A 20,225-nucleotide genomic window follows, 5' to 3' on the forward strand; every position below is an offset into this window, starting at 1 on the left:
CGTCCTCTGGTTGCAGCAACCAGAGGACGAAACGCGGGAGGGGTCAGTCGGTGTCCATCGCGTTGGGGTCCTTCTTCTTGCCGGTGTCGAGCGGACCGAAGCCGCCGGCCTCCAGCTTGTCCCAGTCGGCCTTGGTCGGCGTCTTGTAGGCCGCGTCGTGGATGTCCTTGAGGTCGTCGTCGTAGGTCCGCTTCACCTGGTCCGGCCACTCGCCGTCCCGGACCGTGTCCCGGGTCAGGTGCAGTTCCCTGCGGTCGAGATCGGACAGCGGCGGGGTGGTCGCGGTCGTCCCGGGGCCGGTCGAATAGGTGAGGCCCTTACCGCTGGCGTGCGCGTCGTCGATCATCTTGTGGTACGAGTCGTCCGCGATCTTGCCGTCGAGGGTGTTGTTGGTGTCCTTGAACGGCTTTTGGAAGGCGTAGTCGAGCTGGTTGAGCTGGATCGCGGTGTTCGGGTCGCCCGCCTCGATCGCGTTGCGCTCGGCGTCGCGGTAGGACTTGCCGCTGAAGCCGGAATCGCCCTCGTAACCCTTGTTGCCGGTGCCCTGGTGCGAGGCGTGCGCGGGTTTGGCCTCCTGGTAGGCCCAGGCGTGGTTCTCGATGTCCTTCTGGTCGTGGCCCGAACCCCGTGCGCCGCCACTGCCGCGGCCGATCGCCTCGTAGGGGATCGGGTGCTCGGACTCGTGGGACTTCCCGGAGACCTTGTCCCGGCCGTCGGCCTTGAGGTCGTTGTCGTACTTCCCCGTGAGCCGGTTCTGCTCGCGCTTCTTCGCGCCGTGCGTGCCGTCGGCGTAGCTCTGCGGCGGACGCCGCGGCTTCTTCGGTCCCGGCGTCGGCTTCGGCTTGGTGACCCGGTTGCCCGGCGACTTCTTCTTGCCGAGGGCGGCCTTGGCCTGCGCCTTGGGGCAGGGGCTTTTCGTCGGCTTCGTCGCGACGAGACCGAGCGGGTCGATCATGTCCGTCGGGTTGCCGACGTAGGCCAGCGAGTCCGACGCCGGTTCGAGGCCGAGCGGGTCGTGCGAGAGGTACCGCCCGGTGTCCGGGTCGTAGTAGCGCTTGAAGTTGTAGTGCAGCCCGGTTTCCGGGTCGTGGTACTGGCCGGGGAAGCGCAACGGCGTGTACGCCTGCCCCGGCGGCGAAAGCACCTTGCCCCACAACGAGGTGTGCACGTGCCAGGCGACGTTGCCCGCTTCGTCGACCAGTTCGCTCGGTGAGCCGACGAGGTCGGTGACGATGGCGTGGAAACGGGCGTCCTGTCCCGGGATCCGTTCGATCTGGGTGATCGGCCGTTCCGTGCCCGGTTCCCAGTCCCAGACGACGGCGACGCCGCCTCGGATCTCCTCGGCGAGGTTCGAGCCGTCCCAGACGAAGTCGATCTGTTCGAGGATCCGGCCGTGGAGGTCGAGGTGCTGTTTCGCGATCCGCCGCCCGAGCGCGTCGTAGTGGTAGAGCCACCGCTCGCCCTCGGGCGTGACGACGCCGGTCAGCCGGTCGTCGGAGTTCCACTGGTAGGTCCAGTCGCGGCCGAGCCTGCGGCGGGCGATCGTGCGGCCTTCGGTGTCGTGCAGGTACGACGTCGAACCGGCACCGGTCACCAGGGTGCCCTGGTAGTGCCGCGGTCCGACGGCGGGATCCGCGCCGGGCCAGCCCGCCTGTGTGATCGCGCCGGCGAGGTTGTAGCCGTAGCTTTCCCGCCAGCCCTGCCCCTGGACGTCGACGACCCGGCCCGCGCGGTCCACCCGCAGCGAACGCGGCCCCGAAATCAGGTCCGAGATCGACGAGACGAGCCCGTCCCGCAGGTAGCCGTACTCGCGGTGCTGAACGACACCCCGGCCATTGGAAACGGTCTGGGAGGTCAGCCTGTCGGCGGCGTCCCAGCCCTGGCGCAGCTCGACCGGCGTGCCGTCGAGGCGCCGCAGCACTTCACGACCGGAGGGGTCGTACTCGAAACGCATGGTGCGCCCGGCGGTCCGCAGCGCGACGGGGCGGCTCGCGGCGTCGTAGGCGAAGAACGACTCGGCGCCCGACGGGGTGCGGCGGCCGACACGGCGGCCGGCGGCGTCGTACTCCGAGAGGACGGCCTTGCCGTTGAGGGCTTCCGCGACGATCCGGCCCAGCGCGTCGTAGGCGATGGTGACCTCGGAATGCGCGTTGCGCGCCGAGGTCATCCGGTCGGCCGCGTCGTAGGTGAACGTGGCGACGTCGTCGCCCGCCCGGCGGCTGACGACCCGGCCGAGCGCGTCGCGTTCGATGGCGACGGTCTGGCCGAGACTGTTGGCGCGCAACACCAGTTGCCCCGCCGCGTCGTAGCCGTAGTGGGTGGTGCGGCCGTTGAAGTCGGTCTCGCTGATCAGGTTGCCGGCGGGATCGTAGTCGTAGCGCCAGACAAGGCCGTGTTCGTTGGTGACCGAAACCAGCCGCAGCTCGGTGTCGTACGCGTAGGACAGCCGATCGCCGTCCGGGCCGATTTCGGCGGTGGGCAGGTCGAACTGCGAGTACTCGGTGCGCACCGAGAGCCCACGGGGGTCCACCGCTTCGTCGGTATAGCCCTCGGTGGTGCGGTTCCAGCGCCACACGGAGCCGTCGGGGTCGATCTGTTCGGCGATTTCGCCGAAGCCGTCCCACTTCGTCCTGGTGACCTCGCCTAGCGGGTCGGTGACCGAGGTGGTCTGCCCGAACTCGTCGTAGGTGTACCGCGTGATCCCGCCGAGCGGATCGGTGATGGTGACCGGCAGGCCCGCCGCGTCGGACTCGATCAGCGTGACCCCGCCGAGCGCGTCGGTCACGACCGCGACGTTGCCCGCGTCGTCGTACCCGTAGGTGGTGGCGGCGCCGGTCGGATCCGTGGCGCGGACGACCTTCCCGCGCACGTCGTACTCGCGGCGCCAGACCGCGCCGTCCGGCCCGGTCATGCTGGTCCACCGGTTCAGCGCGCTGTACTCCGCGAGCGCGCGGCCGCCGTCCGGCTGGATCACGGTGACGACGTTGCCCTCGTCGTCCATTTCCCACCGCGTCGTGCGGCCGAGGGCGTCGGTGCGGCTGAGCAGCTTGCCGAAGCTGTCGAGTTCGTACCGCGTGGTGTTGCCCAGCGGATCGGTCTCCGCGACGACCCGGTGCAGTTCGTCCAGCTGGTAGCGGGTGACGTGGCCGAGTGAGTTCGTGACCGACGTGACCCGGGTTTCCCGGTCGTAGGCGATGTCGACGTCGAGGAAGCCACCGGTGCCCTGCGCGCGGACGACGCGGCCTTCGGCGTCGAACCCGTACCCGTACGAGCGTCCGTTGACGTCCTCCCAGCGCACGATGCGGCCCGCGGCGTCATAGGTGAACCGCAGGGGCGAACCGGCACCGTCGACGATCTCGACCAGACGGCGCCGCTCGTCGTACCGGTAGCTCTGGACCGCGGTTTCCGCGCCGGGCAGGCGAAGCGCGGTGACGAGACCGTCCTTCGACTCGACGAGCAGGCGGTATCCGGCGGTGTGCTCCAGTTCGCGCGGAACGCCGTTTTCGTCGTAGCGCAGGAAGATCCGGTGCCCGTCGCCGCCTCCGATCCCGCGCAGCGGGAGCGTGTCCCCGGTGCCGGAGAAGAGCAGCATTCCGTCCGGAGTGGACACCGCGTAGCCGTCGTCCACTTTGGACAGCGGAAGGCGCTGCCCGAAAGCCGGGTAGACGGGGGCGTCCGACAGGGGGACCGGATAGGTCAGCAGCGACCCGTCGGCGAGCGCGAGATGCAGGCCGTCGTCTTCGACCTCGATCCGCTGGTCCAAAGTGGACGCCCACGACGAGCCGAAGAACCGGCCGAGCGAGTACGACGAAAGATGCGTTCGCGACACGGTCAGCGGCAGGACACCGGCGAACACGACGTCGTCCTGCGTCAGCATCATCGAGCCGGTCGCGACGTCGACAGGGTCACCGCAATCGTCGCGCTTCTTGGGCGGGACCCCGTTGCCCGGATCGTTGTTGTTGTTCTTGATCCGGTTGTCCGGCTCCGGCTTGGGACCGCCGCGGTCCTTGGGCGGAGGCGGCGGGCTGCCGGACGGCGTGGTCGGCCCGTCCGGGGTCTCGTTCTTCGGCGGAGGCGGCGGGTCGTTCTTCGGTGGCGGCGGTGGTGGCGGGTCGTTCTTGGGCGGCGCGCCGGACGGCGACGTGTCACCGCCCTTGTCGCCGTTGGGGCTGCTCTTGGGTGTCGTGCCTTCGTCCAGCTTGTTCGGCTTGGGCCCGGGCGCGCCCTTGCCGGGCTGCAGCTTCTTCAACGCCTTGGCCGCGTCGGCGAACAGGTCGTCCGCCCGCTTCAGCAGCGGCATCAGCGCTTTGAGCGCCTTGACGGTCTTCTTCGTCAGGTTCGCGATCTTGCTCGCGGTCTTCGCCACGGCGTTGACCACCTGCGGGACCACCCAGGTCAGCCCGATGCCCAGGGTGAACAGCACCTGCAGCGCCCAGCTGATCATGTGCCCGATCAGCTCGGCGATGATGTCGCGCACCAGCGCGCGCACGGCGGCGACCACCTCGCCCGCCGTCTTCACCCCGCTGGAGGCGCCTTCGCAGCCCGCCTTCGCCGCGTCCAGCAGGGTGACCGTGTCCTTGGCCCGGTCGCGGTAGGTGTCGGCCGCGATCCCGGTCCAGCTCTGCAGATCGGCGGACACCATCCCGGCCAGATCCGCGCCGACCGCGCCGAGTTCGGTCGCGATGTTCTTCCAGGTCTCGGAGTTCGCGTTGATCTCGTCGGCGTTGCCGGTCAGCGCGTCGAGCGCTTCCTTGAGCGGGCCGACGTGCTCCATCAGCCAGCCGACGCCGTTCGCGAGGATCGCGCCGAAGGGGTCCATCGCCATCGACAGCGCGTCGAGCGCGGTTCCGACCGCGCCCAGCGCCACCGAAGCCCAGTCGCCGCTTTCGATGGCCGATTTCAGATCGAACGCCGACTCCAGCAGAGAGGAGCCGGTGTAGGCCTTCGTCGAGTCCTTTACGTCCGCGACCAGTGGGTTACCCAAAACGACCTTCTTCGATGTTCAGGAACGACGTGCTCACCAGGGTGAGTTGCCCTCGTCGTCCGGTGCTTCATGGCGCTTGTCACGAGGCGCCTGCGGGGTGTCGGAGGACGGAGCCGGGGGAGCGTCGTCCGCCGGAGGCTCTTCCTCTTCGATTTCGGGGAAGCGGCTGCGCAGGGTGCCGATCATCAGCGACCGGGTCTCCTGGTCCTCGTCGCCGAGCGTCTCCTGCATGACCTCGGCGACCTGACCCGAGATCCCGGCCTGCGCCCGGTGCATGGTCGTGAGGATCTGCCGCGACAGCTCCTCCAGCGGGTACGTCCTCGCCTTGGTCCCGAATTCGAGGCCCGTCACGCCGCCGTCCGCCCCGACGGTCACCTTGACGGCACCGTCGGAGCTGGACGCGGTCAGCCGCAACTGCTCGGTCCGCTCCTGGGCGGCCGCGTAGCGCTGTGCCTTGTCTTCGAGCCCTTGGGCCCACTGGTCCATCTTGCGTTGTGCCTCGTCGGGATCCCGGATGAGATCCCCGAGTTCGTTCGGGCGGGTCACTTCTTTCCTCCGATGTCCAAGGCCTTGAAGTCGGCGTTGAACGGTTCCGCGTTGTTCTTGTCGCCTTCCACATAGGACTTCGCGGCGGTGCGGACGTTGTCCGCCGTCGTCCGGATCCCTTCCGCGGCGGACTTGATCGCCTCCGCCGCGCGTTCGCCGGTCGGGTTGACGATCGGCGGCAGGAACGCGCACAGCAGGCCGTACGCGTCTGCCGACATCGCCGATCCGGTCGCGCCGTGCGCGGTGTCCAACCGGTCCACGAGCCCTTCGAGATGGCTCGCGTGCGCGGTCAGGTCGTCCGGATCGACTTCGAACGAAGCCGTCACTTCCAGTCCTTGTTCTTCCAGTCACCGATCACCGGCGGTGCGACGATCTCGTCGGCGGCGAAGAAGGACGGGTCGTCGGATTCGAGGTAGTCGGCGGCCTTGTGCTCCTTGTCGTCCTCGCCCTTCCCCTTGCCACCGGGCGCCATGCCGCCACCCATCGGGCCCATGCCGCCGGGGGTGCCCGGCTTGCCGGAACCGGAACCGGAACCGGCCGCACGGGCCGCTGCCGCCTCGGCGTCCATCGCGCCCGCGGCGCCGCCCATGCCGAGCGCGCCCGTCGACCTTCCGGCGCCACCGAGACCGCCTGCGCCCGAGCCGCCCGCACCGGAGCCGCCCGCACCGGTACCGCCGCCGAAGCCGCCGGTACCACCGATTCCGCTACCGCCGGTGCCTCCACCCGGGATGTTCGGCATGCCGAACTTGGGCGAGGTGTACGGCGTGGGCTTGACCGACGAGGGGTCCGGGAACGTCGGCCCGCCGAGTCGCTCGCCGATGCCACCCGGTCGCGGCATGGGCGGGATCTTCGGCATGACCGGTCCCGGTCCGCCGCCGGGGATGTTCGGCATCCCGATGTTCGGCGGGTTGTACGGGAGACCGCCGCCGGGGCGCGGGCCACCGGACTCGGGGATGGGGATGTTCGGCGGGTTGAACGACGGGGGCGTCACCGACGGCGGCGTGTAGCCCGTGGTGTGCGTGCCCTCGTCGATCTTCGGCATGTTCGGCGGCTGATAAGTCGCCGCCGGGGCACGGTAGCTCTCGCCACCGCCCGGCCCGTTCGGGATGTTGATGTTGGGCATGGCCGGGTTCGAGCCGGGGCCGCCACCGGGACCGCCGCCAGGGCCGCCACCGGGGAAACCGCCGCCGCTGAAGCCGCCGCCACCGGGGCCACCGCCGGGACCGCCACCGCCCGGGCCGCCGTTCGGCGAGCTGAAGGGCGACACGGTGCCGGGCCCGCCACCGGGACCGCCCTGCGGCGACCCGTCGATCGAAGCGGCGATGCCGTCCGGGCGCGTGCGGTCCGAGTCCGCGTTGAAGGGGCTGGGGCTCTGCGTGCCGTCCGCGCCTTCGGGCGACATGCGGTCGCGAAGGGAGGCCGGCGAAGCGCCACCGCCGCCGGACATCGGAGTGCCCCGCAGCTGCCTGGTCGCCTGCGCCGTCGGCAGCTTCGGCGGGGGCGGGAACGCCGGGGTGGCGATCGCCGAACCGACCGTGCTGTCGAACTCGGTCATCACCTTCGCGGCCTGGTCGCGCGCGTCCTGCTGCTTCTTGAAGGTCTCGAGATCCTTGCCGAGCTGCGACATGTACTGCTGCGGGTCTTTGATCGTCTGCAGGTTGGCGTTGGCCTCCTGCACGCTGAACGCCACCGGCGGATTCGCCTTCATCAGCTTCTGCGTCTCGTTCAGCGTCTGCGAGTGGATCTGCTGCTGACGACCGGTCAGTGTCGCGCCGTTCGCTGTCGAGCCGAGCCACTTGCCGACCCCGGCGAGGTGCTCGCGGGCCGCGTCGCCGCCTTCGCCCTGCCAGTTGCCCGTGCTCGCGTTGATCGCCTTCGCCAGGTTGCGCTGGTGCGAGGCCAGGTCGTTGCCCGCCCGCACCCACTCCTCGGAGGTCTCGCCCACCGCGGCCGGATCCGCGTTGCCCGCGATCACGGTCTGCATCTGCTCGTGGGTGGCGTTGCTCCAGACCGTGGACGGCGGCTCGCCGGGCTTGCGGATCTCCAGATCCTTGTCGAGACCGTCGCGCGCCTTCTCCAGCTGCCCCTCGTACATCTTCTGGGTGAACTGGTCCTTGAAGCCGTTGAGCGCCGTGTCACCCCAGCCGAGGAGATTGAAGATGACGTTGGTCCCCGCCGCCGCCCCGGCCCGGATCTCGTCACCGGAGGCGGCCTCGTCCGCCAGCGGCCCGACGTAATAAGCGGACGACGAATCGGCCGTGACGTCGTAGTGCGGGTCGAGCTTGTTGTAGTCGGGCGAGGCGGGGTCGGAGACCTTCGCGGTCTTCTCCGCGGCTTCGGTCACGGGTCTCTCCTCTAGATCTCGGTGTCGATCCGCGTCAGGTTGCGCTGGTTCTCGTCATCGCGTTCGCGGTAGTTCTTCTTGGCGAGTTCGATCGCCTCGACGTAGGTCGGGAACTCGGCGCGAGCGGCTTGGAGCTGCGTGAGCAGGCCTTGCGCGTCGTTCGCGGTGCCTTGCATGTGCTGGGAGACCCAGCGCGCGGTCGCGGTGTCGCTCATCGGAGGCGACTTCTGCAGCTTGGTCAGCGCGCTCCAGCGCTCTTCGAGGCTGTCGATCACACCTTGGAGTGACCGGATCATCTCCTGGCCGGTGCTCTCGTCGACGGCGAAACCGCCCTGCACCGCCATGCGCTTCAGCTGCGCGCCCGCGAGCATCTTCGTCGGCTGCCACGCCGTCACCGGCTTCAGTTCTTGTGCTTCCTCGGTCAACGGAGGATCCTCTCGCCGGGTTCAGGAGGGTCAGTAGATGTCAGCGATGGCTTCCCGGATCGAGTTCGCCACGCCCGCCTGACTGGCCGGGTCGTAGTGACCGATCACGGCGCCCGAGGCTTCGTCGGTCTCGGTCCAGACTAAGTACCGGCCGTCTTCGGTGTCGAGCCAGCTCAACGGCGTCGACCGGAGCCGCTCGCCGCGGCGGCCGATCCCGCTCACGATGATGTGCCCGCCGCCGAGACGGGTTCCGGACAGCACCTTCTCCAGGACCTCGAGGTCGCTCTCGTCGTTGCGCGGGGCCGGCGCCTCGGTCCTGGCGCGGACGACGCCGGTGAACTGGAGGTTGCCGAACGCGTCGGTCTCCTCCTCGTCGAACTCGGCTTCGGCCTGGCGTCGCGCGGTCATCGCCGAGACGGCGCGCTCCTCCTTCTGCACGATCGTGCGGCGGCCGGTCGACGCGGGCCGCATCCGGGGCAGGACCCCGGAGAGGACCTCGACCAGCTCTTCGTCCGAGAAGAGCGCGAACTGCAGGAGGTCGTCGCCGTGGGCCTGCGTGATGCCGAGCGCCTGCCTGCCGTCGGTGAGGGTGAGGACGGCGATGTCCTGGCCGATGCCGTCGATGCCGTTGATCGAAACGGTGATCCGGTGGTTCGAGAGCAGCTCGAACGCGGTGCGGATGGCCGGGCTCAGCTCGCCGTTGATCGACAGGCGGCGCTGCTCGAGATCGGTGTAGACCCGCCGGATGACCGCGGCGTACCGCTCCGGGTCGATCGAAGTGTTCTGGACGCGCAAGGGAAACAACCGGACATCGACGCCCAGCGCCTGCCCGACCACAGTCGCCTCTACCGTCCCCAGCGCGAAATCGGCTCGTTCAGCCATGCTTCTGCGCTACTCCCTCACGGGGGTCGGACCCCGTCCCGATCGGCTGACCTGCATAGAGGGGGCCGACTTTGTTAATGGCCAAAACAAACTAGCACAGCGCATGACTGTACGGAACCATACGAACACCGCTGAACCCGATGGAATGGATCACCATGCCCGATCGGGCACTTTTCTTGCCCCTAAAGGAATAACGGCCGCTCAGCGGGCCGCTACCGGTCGGCCGTCGCCGGTGCGTAAGTCGTCATCCGGCGGGCCACATCGGTCCGCGAACGGGCGCCGAGTTTCCGTAGGACTTTCGCCACATGCTGTTCCACCGTACGCGGGGAAAGGAACAGTCCGTCCGCTATCTCCCGATTCGTGCGCCCGTCGGAAAGCATCTTCGCGACCTCGAGTTCACGGGGCGAGAGCTCCTGGCCGTAGCCGCGCCGCCCGCGCTGCGAGGGCGCCCACGCGCCGTGCTCCCGCAGCAGGTGGCGGCACCGGCCAGCGTCCCTGGTCGCGCCGAGCCGCTCGTAGGCCTCCGCGGCCGCCGCGAGCTCCTCGATCGCGGGGCGGCTGCTCGCGACGAGCCGGTCCGCGGTGAGCCGGTCCGCGGTGAGACGGCCCGCGTTGAGACGGCACAGTGCCGCCCGCTCCCGGGCGCCGATGGCCTGGTACGGCATCGGCAGCGCCTCGTAGCCCGCCGCCGCCTCGTCGAAAACCGTTGCCGCGGCGGGGTGTTTGCCGCGCGCGTCGAGCAGGATCGCCCGGCCGGCGAGCAGCGCGGCCCGGGAGACCGGCGAGTCCTTGCCCTCGACGCCGCGGGCGAACTCCTCGACCACGGCGTCCGCCTCCGACCAGCGCCCGGCCCGTGTGTAGGCCTCGGCCGCGGCGGGGACCAGCCCCGCCGCCCACACCCAGACACCCTTGCGCCGGGCCGCCGCGACGGCGTTGTCGGCCGCCGCGCACGCTCCGTCGACGTCTTCCGTCGCGAGGAGCACCCGGATGAGGACTCCCGCCGCCGAAAGGACGACGGGGATGGGGCCGTGCTCCGGGGCGTGCACGCTCGCCGCGGTCAGATGGCGTTGCGCGGCGGCGAATTCCCCGCGCACGGCGGCCAGCCCGCCGAGGACGAGCGAGGACTCCATGACGATCGGGCCGAGGTCGGGATAGCCGTCGCGGAGCTGTTCGGTGGTCTCCGCGAGCCCGGACCAGTTGCCGCGAACCCAGTCCAGCCGGACCCGGGTGCCCTGGGCGAGCCCGGCGGCGTAGAGCGCGCCGGCGTCGGTCGCGCGGCGGATCCCTTCGGTGACCAGCTTTTCGGCCCTGGTCAGATGGCCGGCCCAGGATTGCGCGTCGGCGAGGTTGCACCACAGCCGCGCGAGCTGGACGCGTTCGGCGACGCCGCTGCCCTGGTCCGGCAGCCGGGTGAACTCGGCCCAGGCCGCCCCGTCGCCGATGTGCGCCTGGGTGGAGATCCGGTCGCCGAGGAGCGCGAGCCGCAGTTCCGGGTCTTCGATCCGGTCGAAGACCTCGCGGGCGCGCTCCATCCAGACCTCGTGCCAGGACAACGGGGTGAGCCCGTCGATCGGCTGGGCGAGCAGGTTGATCCCGCGGGCGGCCAGTTCCGGCTCGTCGACCAGTTCGGTGATCGCCTTCTCCACCTCGACCCGGCCGCGGCCGAGCCGCCCGATCGTGCGGACCAGCAGCATCCCGAGGCTGAGCCGGATCGTCCCGCGCACGCTCGGGCGCAGTTCGGTGAGGTCTTCGAGGATCCGCTCCAGCGTCTCGATGACGTCGGGGCGGAATCCGCGCAGCGCGACCTGGCTGAGTTTCGTGGCCAGCCGGGCGATGTCGTCCTCGCCGAGGCCGGCCTCGGCCAGGACCGACTGGAGCAGATCGATCGCGCGTGAGGTGTCGCCATGGGCGATGGCCTCGTCGGCGGCGGCTTCGGCGTAGTGGCGCCACTGCTCCGTCCGCCCCGCCGCGCGCGAGTGGTTCGCCAGCTGGGTCAGCGGGGGGACCGGCTGGGTGGCGAGCACCTGGATGGCGCGTGAATGCAGCAGGGTGCGCTCCGGACCGCTGACGGTGTCGTAGACGGCCTTGCGGGCCAAGGGATGCCGGAAGCCGTAGCGGTCGCCGCCGAGTTCGCCGAGGACCCCGCCATCCAAAGTGGACAGAAGGGCCGAGCGGAGCGCGTCACCGGAGAGGCAGGCGAGTTCGCCGATCACCGAGGGTTCGGACGGGACGGCGAGCACCGCCGCCGCGCAGGCCAGCCGGACCGCGGGTTCGGGCAGCCCTTCGAGCCGTTCGGTGATGGCTTCGCGCAGGGAGATCGGGACTTCGAGGCTTTCCAGCAGCCGGTCGGAAAGCACTTCGCCGATCGGCAGCCGTCCGGCGGCGTCCCGCAGCGCCCGCAGGGTCTCCTCGACCACGAACGGGATCCCGGCGGTGCTCTCGTGGAGTTTCGCGGTGAACGGCGCGGAAACCCGCGGCAGGTCCAGCAGCTCTTCGGCCAGCTTCCCGACGGCCTCGACGTCGAGCGGACCCAGCGTCACGCGGGCGGTCTGGACGTTCGGCGGGGTGCGGAACGGGATGCCCGCGCTTCCGTGCCTCGACGGCGAGCCGGTCCGGTACGCGGCGACGACGGCCAGTTCGGCGGGCATGGCCGCGGCGAGGAACCGCATCAGGTCACGAGTGCCCTCGTCGGCCCACTGGAGGTCGTCGATCAGGACGAGCGCGGGCCCGCAGGCGATCAGGAGTTCCCGGACGGCGCGGAACTGGCGGTGCCGTTCGGCGCACGGGTCGGTGAGTGGTTCCGGTTGGGGTGGAAGGCTTTCCGCGAGTTCGGGCAGCAAGGGTCTCAGCACCCCGGCGACCGGGCTGAGCGGGCCGAGCGGGCGGTCGCCCGCCGACCGCAGCGCCTCGAGCACCGGACCGAACGGGAACGGCTCGCGCATCGGCTGACAGGCACCCGAGAGCACCCGGCCCGCCGCGAACTCACGGCGTCCGGCCAGCTCTTCGAGCAACCTGCTGCGGCCCATCCCCGGTTCGCCTTCGATCAGCACGGCGGCGGGACGGCGCAGCAGGATCTTCACGATCGCCGAGACCTCGACGTCGCGGCCCACGAGTGCCGTCGATCCGGCGCGGACCGAAACCGAGGTCGGGCGAGGGGTGGCAAGCCACATCATGCGCTCCTCGGTTGGGAGTTCCCGCTGAGCCCGACACGATCTTGTGCGTTGTCCTGCGGAGCCTAAGCACTGCCTACCTGGTCGTAAACCACCCAACACGGACAGCACGGGCACCCCGTTAGGCCGTCCGCGAACGCACCGTCACCGGTTGGCTGACGGATCGTCGGTTGGAAAATCACCAGACCCTCGAAACATCGGCGAAAAACCCGATCCGGCGATTCATCCCACGTTCAGGGGGTGGCCATGACTACGCAAGGTATTCACAGGAATCCCTACTTACGGACGTGTCCGTACGGGTGCCAGCTCTAGGTGACCACCCCTGGAGCAGGGGATTCGGTTCCCGAAGAATGGGTATACCTATCCCGCGCCGACCCGGATTGCGGACCTCGTCCCGTTCCAGAACTCTCACCCGTCGGGGGAGGGCTATCGCATGGCGAACCGGAGCCGTGCGTGATGACGAGGGAGAAGCATGAAGATCACGAAGCTCCTCGGTGTGGCCGCCACGGCAGCACTGGCCACCGGTGCGCTCGTCACGGGTACCCCCGCGGCAGCGTCCTCGGACACCCTGCTCAACACCGAGATGGTTCCCGCCCTGCAACGGGACCTCGGCCTGACCGCCGGCCAGGCACTCGCCAGGATCCAGAGCGAGACCGCCGCCGGCGCTCTCGAACAGTCACTTGCCTCGGCGCTCGCCGGCAGCTTCGGCGGCGCGAGCTACAACGAGGCCACCGGCAAGCTCCGCGTCGGTGTCACGGACGCGGCGAAGCTGGGCCAGGTCGCCGCCAGCGGCGCGGAAGCGGAACTGGTGCGCTTCTCGGCCGCCCAGCTCGATTCCACTGTGGACAAACTGAACGCGGGTGAGCGCGCTGCGGACGGCGCGATCACCGGCTGGGGCGTCGACACCAAGACCAACCGCGTGACCCTGAACGTACTGCCGGGCAAGAGCGGCGTCGTCGACTCGTACCTGGAGAAGACCGGCGTCGACAAGACCGCCGTCGCGGTGGTCGAGACCACTTCGGCGCCGACCCTGAAGTACGACGTCCGCGGTGGCGACGCCTACTACATCAACAACTCTTCGCGGTGCTCGATCGGGTTCTCGGTCAGCGGCGGCTTCCTCACCGCCGGGCACTGCGGCCCGGGCACCGTCACCGGCTCCAACCGGGTCGCGATGGGCTCGTTCTCCCGCGTCAGCTTCCCGAGCAACGACTACGCCAGCGTCCGGGTCAACAGCAACTGGACGCCGCGCGGCGTCATCAACAACGGCACCCGCGTGAGCGGCTCGAACGTGGCGGCCACCGGCGCCTCGGTCTGTAAGTCGGGCTCGACCACCGGCTGGACCTGCGGCACCGTCGGCGCCAAGAACCAGACCGTCCGCTACGCCGAAGGCACGGTCTACGGCATGACCGCCACCAACGTGCGCTCCCAGGCGGGCGACTCGGGCGGCTCGTTCATCGCGGGCAACCAGGCCCAGGGCATGCTGTCCGGCGGTAACAGCTCGGTGACGTACTTCTTCCCGGTCCGGCCGGCGTTGTCCGCGACCGGGACCTCCCTGGTCCTCGGCTGACTCCACCCCCGGTCGCCGAGAACCACCGAATAGGACGAAGGGCGGTCCGAGTGCCTCCAGCGCACTCGGGCCGCCCTTCGTCTTTCGTACCGCGGGAGCGGTGGTTCGGGTGGTTACACGTTGCTGATCTCTTCGATCAGGGCCTCGACGTCGAAGTACTCGCTCTCGGAGCCCAGCTGGACCAGCTCGAAGGTCGAGCCGAGGAAGGACTCGACGTCCTCACGCTCGAGCTCGAACGACGCATAACCGTCGGGTGACTCGATTTCCAGCGTCAACATGGCCTCGTCCTCGGACAGGTCGGGGCGGACGCGGACGTCGCCGAGACCGGCGGGGTCGGTGAGACCGGCGGCGAGCAGCTCACGCGCGAAGGTCCACTCGACCCACCGGCCGCGCTCGGTCCGGAACGCCACGGTGACCGCGTACGGCTCCGCCACGTGGAAGGACAGGCGGGAGAGAACGGGCGTGCTGCTGTTGTTCAGCAGAACGAACTGGCTCTGGTGAATTGCGTCGGTGTGCACGGCCACTCCTCGGTGCTCGTGGTTCGCGCGGCGCGAACTTTTCGTCTCGGGGAGGAGATGGCCGGGCACGGGCCGAATGACGCGACTATCGCCACGTTCACGCTATCGGCTGCACCTGTCCATAGTGGTGTAACGCCGGGCACAGACCCCTTGCGTTCGGGCCGATACCCGTGGTGACGAGGTCGAGGTGTCCTTTTTGGACTGCTCAGGGCTCCAGCGGCAGGGTCAGTCCGGTCTTGACCCGGTCCATCGTCACCGACGTCGTGAAGTGCCGCACGTTCGGGTTGTCGAAGAACATCCGCCGCGTGAACGCCTCGAAGTCCGCCATGTCCCGGCAGGTCACCACGAGCACGAAGTCCGCGTTGCCGGTGACGTAGTAACACTGCTGGACGCTGTCGTCCGCGAGCACCTGCCGCCGGAACCCGTCGAGCACCGCGAGGCTCTCCCGCTCCATCTCGACCATCACCACGAACGTCATCGACAGCCCGAGCGCCTGCGGCGACAGCACCGCCACCTCGCGTTCGATCACCCCGGCCTCGCGCAGCCGCTTGATCCGCCGCTGCACGGCGGCGGCGGAGAGGCCCACCTTCGCGCCGATGCTCTCGGCGATCGTGCGGGCGTCGGACTGCAGGCAGGCCAGGATGGCGACGTCCAGGCGGTCGAGGTCGGGTGTGTGCACCACGTCAGGCTAACCGGACGACTCGTCCGGGCGCCTGATCTTTGATCGCGCTCACGAGCGGTGTGGATCACGCCACCTCCGGACCCCGTTCCGCCTGCTCGGCCGCAGGTGGCGCCGGTCGAGCACAGTGCGCCGGGGAAAGGTGAGGATTCTTTGAAATGTGACCCGGAACACAACTGACGGGTCTACTGAATGGTAGCGCTTACAAGTGAATGGCAGACCTCTCTTTTTCCCCGCGAAAGGATTTCTTGGTGCCCTCATCTCAGGCGGCCGTTCTCGCCGGTCTCGGCTCTTGGCTGCCTCCGCGCGTGGTGGGCAACGAGGAGATCGCCCAGCGGCTGGACACCTCCGATGAGTGGATCCGCTCGCGGACCGGCATCGCCGAACGCCGCGTCGTCGACCCTGGGACGTCCACTGTGGACCTCGCCGCCGAGGCGGGACGCCGGGCGCTGGCCTCCGCCGGGGAGGACGGCGCGGACGCCGTCGTGCTCGCGACGTCGACGGCCGACCAGCTGTGCCCGGCCAGCGCGCCGCAGGTCGCGACCAAGATCGGGCTGAACGGTGTCGCCGCGTTCGACGTCAACGCCGTGTGCAGCGGGTTCATCTACGGGCTGGCCACCGGCGCCGGGCTGATCGCCGCCGGGATCGCGCGGCGCGTGCTGGTGATCGGGGCGGACGTCTTCACCTCGCTCGTCGACCCGGACGACCGCGGCACGGTGCCGATCTTCGGCGACGGCGCGGGCGCGGTCCTGCTGCGGGCGGGTGAGCCCGGCGAACTCGGCGCGCTCGGCGCCTTCGACCTGCACAGCGAAGGCGAGCTCGCGGAGCTGCTGTGGGTCGAGGCGGGCGGCGCGAAGAACCGCCGCTCGGAAGACCCGCGTGACCACTATCTGGTGATGCAGGGCCAGACAGTCTTCCGCCACGCCTGCGCGCGGATGGCCGAGTCGGCGCGCGCGGTCCTGGATTCCGCCGGATGGATGGTCGGCGACATCGACCGGTTCATCGGGCACCAGGCGAACATCCGCATCCTGCAGACCTGCGCGAAGCAGCTCGGGCTCGCGGAGGACGTGATGTATTCGAACATCGAGAAGGTGGGCAACACGAGTGCCGCGTCGATCCCGATCGCGCTGGCCGACGCCGTCAAGGACGGGACGCTCCAGCCGGGGAACCGCGTCGTGATGGGCGCCTTCGGGGCCGGTCTGACCTGGGGCTCGACGCTGCTGAGCTGGCCGGACGTCATTCCGGGCTGAGCGGGCTCGCCTCCCAGGCGTGCGTCGGTTCCTGGCGCCCGCGCAGCTCCAGTTCCGCGTACGGCTCCCAGTGCGAGCGCTCGCTCTCCAGCGCGGCCTTGAGCACCGCCTCGCTGGCCAGGATGCGACCGCCCGCGGACTTCGCGTGCTCGGTCAGGCGCGCGGCCTCGTTCACCGCGTCGCCGATGACGGTGTACTCGAACCGGCTGCTCGTCCCGAGCTGACCGGCGAAGACCCGCCCGCTCGCGACCCCGATGCCGAGGTCCAGCTCGCCGGTCTTCTGGACGGCGTCCCGGATCGCCCGCGCGGCCGAAAGGGCCGACGTCGGCGCGTCCGCGAGCCGGGTCGGCGCGCCGAAGACGCAGAGCGCGGCGTCACCCTGGAACTTGTTGAGCAGCCCGCCCCGGGCGCCGACCGCGTTGACCACGCTGGTGAAGAAGCGGTTGAGCATCTTCACCAGCTCCTCGGGCGGCGTGCGGCCGGCCAGGGCCGTCGAATCGACGACGTCGACGAACAGGGCCGTCACCTCGCGCACGTCACCCGAAAGGGAGGCGCCGTACTCGAGCGCGTGCCGGGCGACCTCGTCTCCGACGTGCCTGCCGAACAGGTCCCGCATCCGCTCCTGTTCGCGGAGCCCGGCGGCGAGGTCGTTGACCGAGGTCTGCAGCAGGCCGATCTCACTGGAGTCGTCGACGTCGACCACGATGTCCTTGTTGCCGCGCGCGATCTCGTCGAGCGCGACCCGGAGCCGGTGCAACGGGGTCGCGACGGCCTTCGCGAGCAGGCCCGTCCCGATCGCGCCGACGCCCAGCCCGATCACCGAAAGCATGATCAGGCTCGCGACGTGGTCGCCCTGGCCGAGGTCCGGCGGCGTGGCCACCAGCAGCACGCCGAGGAACGGGACGCCGCTCGCCAGCGACCAGGTGACGATCACCCTGGTCCGCACGGTGACCTTGAGCGTCCCCTTCGGCGGGGTGACCTTGAGCGCGATCGTCATCACCGGCCGCGCGACCCATTCCGCGGCGAGATAGGTCAGGCCGACCGTGGTCAGCCCGCCGAGCCCGATGACCAGCGCCATCCCGAGCGCGTCCATCCAGGACCCGAGCACCCTGGCGAGTGCCCCGAGGACGATCGTGCCGATCAGCCAGAGCGTCCCGCTCACGATCCCCATGTCGACCGGGAGCCGGAGCGCCCGCGCGGCTTCGGCCTTCGTCGGCGGGCGGCCGAAGACGAACCAGACCGCCGTGCGCCGCTGCAGCCATGCCGTCCACAGGGTGCCGACCACCAGCGACAGCGCCACGATCCCGGCCGCGGTGACCCCGAGGATCCAGCCGCGATCGCCGACCTCGCTCGGCAGGCCCTGCAGGAGCAGCAGCAACGCCACCACGCCGGCACCGCACACACTGGACCCGATGCCGAGCGTGGCGAAACCGAGACTGGTCCTGAGCACCAGCCGGAACCGGCTCGACATCGTCTTCCCGCGCACCCGGTGATCGTATGACCTCCGGCGGAAAACGGTTGGCGGGTTCCCGGGTGCGGTGGCTACCTTGCCGGTATGGAACCGCTGGGACAGGACGAGATCAGGGCGTCCTTCGTGAACTGCACGCGCGGCGAGGCGAAGGGAGTCACCCTGCCCGCCCGCCCGGACGAGATCCCTTGGGAGAAAAGGGAATTCCTCGGCTGGCGTGATCCGAAGGCCACCGCCAGGGCGTATCTCGTGCTGCCCTATCACGGGGAAACCGTCGGACTGTCCCTTCGCGCCGCGTCCCGGCCGAAGGGCCGTGTCCTGCTGAGCAACATGTGCGGCCTGTGCACGACGACACATCCGCTGTCCGACATCGCGCTGTTCTCCGGCCGCCGCGCGGGGAAGCCCGGGCGGGAGGGGAACACGCTCGGCATCTACGCGTGCGCGAACCTCGCGTGCAGCCAGTACATCCGCGGCGAGCTGAAGCCGGACGTGCCGCAGCCGTCGGAAACGCTGACGCTCGAGGAACGCGTCCTCCGGCTGGAGGACAAACTGCACCGGTTCGTGGAGCGGGTACTGGAGTCACGCTGACACCCTGCTGTAAGCGTTCGGTCCAGCTGGTCCGACGCCGAGGTACGTGGTGCCTCCGCCTCGCCTTCGCGCGTTGCGAAAGCCACTTTCGCAACCTTCAAGGTTGCGAAAGTGGCTTTCGCAACGTCGGGAGCGGCCCTGATCACGCGAGTCACGCCTCCGGGCCACGAGGCTCAGAATCGGAACCGCAGGATCCGCCCCATCTTCTTGAACGCCGGGAAAAGTCCCGCGAACCACAGCTGCGCCCGCATCGATCCCGAAAGCCGGTCCTTCACTTCAGGCGTCGCGTAATCCGTCGAGTCGAGCTTCGCGACCAGCGTCAGCCCGAGCCGCTCCAGCTCCGAGATCTCGTCGATGCCCCAGTACAACGTCGCCCCGGCCTTGCGCACCACGGGATTCAGCTTCTGCAGCTTGATCCCCAGCCTGCTGAACGTGTCGAAGACCATTTCGCCGCCCTGCGGGAAATGCGCGATCAAACGCCGCAGCAATTCTTCGCCCTCGGACGGTTGCAAATACATCGTCAGGCCCTCCGCGATCACCAGACCCGGTTTGTCCGACGGGATCTCGTCGATCCAGCCGAAGTCCGTCACGGACGAGCCGATGGTCCGGTAGCCCTCCCGGGCGGGGTAGATCCGGCCGCGCAGCGCGACGACGTCGGGGTAGTCGACGTCGAACCAGCGCACCGAAGGCGGCGGGTCGAGGCGGTACACGCGGCTGTCCATTCCGCAGCCGAGTTGCACGACGGTCGCGTCCGGATGCTCCCGGAGGAAGGCCGCGGCCCAGTCGTCCATCGGCTTCGCCCGCAGCGCGACGGTCAAGCCGAGCTGCCCGTCGACGCCGAGCGAAGCGAAGTCGTAGTCGATCTGCTTGACGGCCTCGTCGGCCGCCGTGTCACCGAGGACCGGCCGCTCACTGCGGGCGTCGAGCGCCCGGCCGTACAGCGTGGCCAGCATCGTCGCCTTCTCTTCGGTGAACCGGACCTTCTCCACCGCACACCCCCATCAGAAGTTTCACAAACTTCTGAAAACGATACTCGCGCAGTGGCGGCGTCACCGTCAAGAAAGCGTCAATCCCGGGTCGTGTAGTCGTGGACGTAGGTCTTGGCGTCGAGCAGATGCCGCCGGGTGATCTCCCGCGCGGACTCCGCGTCCGAACGGCGGATCGCTTCGAGGATCGCGCGATGCTCGTCGACGGCCTTGCGGATCTGCCCCGGAAGCCGGAGCGCGGCCCGTCGTTCCTCACCGACCAGCGAGAGCACCGACCGCAGCAGATCGGTGACGTCGTCGTTGCCCGCGTTGCCCGCGATCACCCGGTGGAATTCCGCGTCGGCCGCGATCACGCGCAGCATGTCGCCGTCGGCCGCGGCCCGGTCCATCTCGTCGACGGTGCTTTCCAGCCGCTCCAGCACCCGCGGCGTGTGGTCGAGCGCGAGCCGCTCGGCCAGTGTCGGTTCGACGGTGGTCCGCAGGTCGAACAGCTTCTCGACCAGTTGCTCGTGCTCGGAGAACCAGGTGTGGAGCGGCTGTTCGCCGAGGTTCTCGCGGACATAGGTGCCCGAACCCGGGCGCACCTGCACGTAGCCGATGGAATCCAGCACCCGCAACGCCTGCCGCAGCGAACCGCGGCTGATCCCGAGTTGTTCGCACAGCGCGCGTTCGGCCGGCAGCCTCGATCCGGCGGGGAGTCTGCCCGAATCGATCATCGTGCGCAGATGATCGACCGTCGTGCTCCACACCTGTTCGCGCTCGTCGTCGGCCACGGTCTCATCCTGACAGGTTCGGCGAACCGCCCGGAAATGTCGGTG

General features: G+C 69.5%; 15 protein-coding genes. 3 read left to right on the forward strand and 12 right to left on the reverse strand.

Annotated features, from left to right (window positions below):
• Positions 1-43 precede the first annotated feature (43 nt).
• The 7 genes from BKN51_RS35930 to BKN51_RS35960 all read right to left on the reverse strand — a co-directional run bounded on the left by BKN51_RS35930 (position 44) and on the right by BKN51_RS35960 (position 12,351).
• A complete protein-coding gene (locus BKN51_RS35930; protein WP_101611828.1) occupies positions 44-4,984 on the reverse strand; it encodes an RHS repeat-associated core domain-containing protein in 4,941 nt (1,646 codons plus the stop codon).
• A 33-nt stretch (positions 4,985-5,017) separates the two neighbouring features.
• A complete protein-coding gene (locus BKN51_RS35935) occupies positions 5,018-5,530 on the reverse strand; it encodes a YbaB/EbfC family nucleoid-associated protein (RefSeq protein WP_101611829.1) in 513 nt (170 codons plus the stop codon).
• Entirely contained in the window at positions 5,527-5,856 is a 330-nt protein-coding gene (locus BKN51_RS35940; protein ID WP_101611830.1) for a type VII secretion target, read from the reverse strand. Before BKN51_RS35940 ends, BKN51_RS35935 begins: the two co-directional genes overlap by 4 nt.
• On the reverse strand, positions 5,853-7,874 hold the full coding sequence (locus tag BKN51_RS43755; RefSeq protein WP_174720494.1) for a hypothetical protein: 2,022 nt from the start codon (positions 7,872-7,874) through the stop codon (positions 5,853-5,855). Before BKN51_RS43755 ends, BKN51_RS35940 begins: the two co-directional genes overlap by 4 nt.
• An 11-nt stretch (positions 7,875-7,885) precedes the next feature.
• Entirely contained in the window at positions 7,886-8,299 is a 414-nt protein-coding gene (locus BKN51_RS35950) for a hypothetical protein (protein ID WP_174720495.1), read from the reverse strand.
• Between the two features lie 30 nt (positions 8,300-8,329).
• Positions 8,330-9,181 (reverse strand): ESX secretion-associated protein EspG, encoded by an 852-nt coding sequence (locus BKN51_RS35955; protein ID WP_101611831.1) that lies wholly within the window; start codon positions 9,179-9,181, stop codon positions 8,330-8,332.
• 212 nt (positions 9,182-9,393) lie between these two features.
• Positions 9,394-12,351, reverse strand: a complete 2,958-nt coding sequence (locus BKN51_RS35960; protein WP_101613662.1) for a helix-turn-helix transcriptional regulator — start codon at positions 12,349-12,351, stop codon at positions 9,394-9,396.
• 472 nt (positions 12,352-12,823) lie between these two features.
• On the opposite strand from BKN51_RS35960, the gene BKN51_RS35965 reads away from it, so the two are divergent.
• Complete coding sequence (locus BKN51_RS35965) at positions 12,824-13,918, forward strand: S1 family peptidase (protein WP_101611832.1); 1,095 nt, start codon at positions 12,824-12,826, stop codon at positions 13,916-13,918.
• A gap of 113 nt (positions 13,919-14,031) precedes the next feature.
• On the opposite strand, the gene BKN51_RS35970 is transcribed toward BKN51_RS35965, so the two are convergent.
• Positions 14,032-14,436 (reverse strand): SsgA family sporulation/cell division regulator, encoded by a 405-nt coding sequence (locus BKN51_RS35970; RefSeq protein ID WP_101613663.1) that lies wholly within the window; start codon positions 14,434-14,436, stop codon positions 14,032-14,034.
• A 205-nt stretch (positions 14,437-14,641) separates the two neighbouring features.
• Positions 14,642-15,115 carry an Lrp/AsnC family transcriptional regulator gene (locus BKN51_RS35975; protein WP_101613664.1) on the reverse strand — a complete coding sequence of 158 codons (474 nt, stop codon included), beginning with the start codon at positions 15,113-15,115 and terminating at the stop codon, positions 14,642-14,644.
• Between the two features lie 212 nt (positions 15,116-15,327).
• Here BKN51_RS35975 and BKN51_RS35980 point away from each other — a divergent pair, with 212 nt between their 5' ends.
• Positions 15,328-16,365 carry a beta-ketoacyl-ACP synthase III gene (locus BKN51_RS35980; RefSeq protein ID WP_168214466.1) on the forward strand — a complete coding sequence of 346 codons (1,038 nt, stop codon included), beginning with the start codon at positions 15,328-15,330 and terminating at the stop codon, positions 16,363-16,365.
• Here the strand turns inward: BKN51_RS35980 and BKN51_RS35985 are convergent.
• Positions 16,352-17,836 carry an adenylate/guanylate cyclase domain-containing protein gene (locus BKN51_RS35985; protein ID WP_101611834.1) on the reverse strand — a complete coding sequence of 495 codons (1,485 nt, stop codon included), beginning with the start codon at positions 17,834-17,836 and terminating at the stop codon, positions 16,352-16,354. The two genes, BKN51_RS35980 and BKN51_RS35985, sit on opposite strands and share 14 nt — an antisense overlap.
• Before the next feature lie 84 nt (positions 17,837-17,920).
• On the opposite strand from BKN51_RS35985, the gene BKN51_RS35990 reads away from it, so the two are divergent.
• Positions 17,921-18,421, forward strand: a complete 501-nt coding sequence (locus BKN51_RS35990) for an FBP domain-containing protein (protein ID WP_101611835.1) — start codon at positions 17,921-17,923, stop codon at positions 18,419-18,421.
• Positions 18,422-18,594: 173 nt separating this feature from the next.
• Here BKN51_RS35990 and BKN51_RS35995 read toward each other — a convergent pair whose 3' ends face one another.
• Positions 18,595-19,410, reverse strand: coding sequence for a class I SAM-dependent methyltransferase (locus BKN51_RS35995; protein ID WP_101611836.1), 816 nt, complete (start codon positions 19,408-19,410; stop codon positions 18,595-18,597).
• Between the two features lie 77 nt (positions 19,411-19,487).
• A complete protein-coding gene (locus BKN51_RS36000; protein ID WP_101611837.1) occupies positions 19,488-20,180 on the reverse strand; it encodes a FadR/GntR family transcriptional regulator in 693 nt (230 codons plus the stop codon).
• Positions 20,181-20,225: the final 45 nt, after the last annotated feature.

The organism is Amycolatopsis sp. BJA-103, from assembly GCF_002849735.1.
Classification (GTDB): Bacteria; Actinomycetota; Actinomycetes; order Mycobacteriales; family Pseudonocardiaceae; genus Amycolatopsis.

Bases quoted from the DNA above. Each gene is read 5' to 3' on its own strand.
- BKN51_RS35960 (WP_101613662.1), bottom strand. From the start codon at position 12,351: ATGTGGCTTGCCACCCCTCGCCCGACCTCGGTTTCGGTCCGCGCCGGA.
- BKN51_RS35955 (WP_101611831.1), bottom strand. From the start codon at position 9,181: ATGGCTGAACGAGCCGATTTCGCGCTGGGGACGGTAGAGGCGACTGTG.
- BKN51_RS35980 (WP_168214466.1), top strand. From the start codon at position 15,328: ATGGCAGACCTCTCTTTTTCCCCGCGAAAGGATTTCTTGGTGCCCTCA.
- BKN51_RS35965 (WP_101611832.1), top strand. From the start codon at position 12,824: ATGAAGATCACGAAGCTCCTCGGTGTGGCCGCCACGGCAGCACTGGCC.
- BKN51_RS35990 (WP_101611835.1), top strand. From the start codon at position 17,921: ATGGAACCGCTGGGACAGGACGAGATCAGGGCGTCCTTCGTGAACTGC.
- BKN51_RS35985 (WP_101611834.1), bottom strand. From the start codon at position 17,836: ATGTCGAGCCGGTTCCGGCTGGTGCTCAGGACCAGTCTCGGTTTCGCC.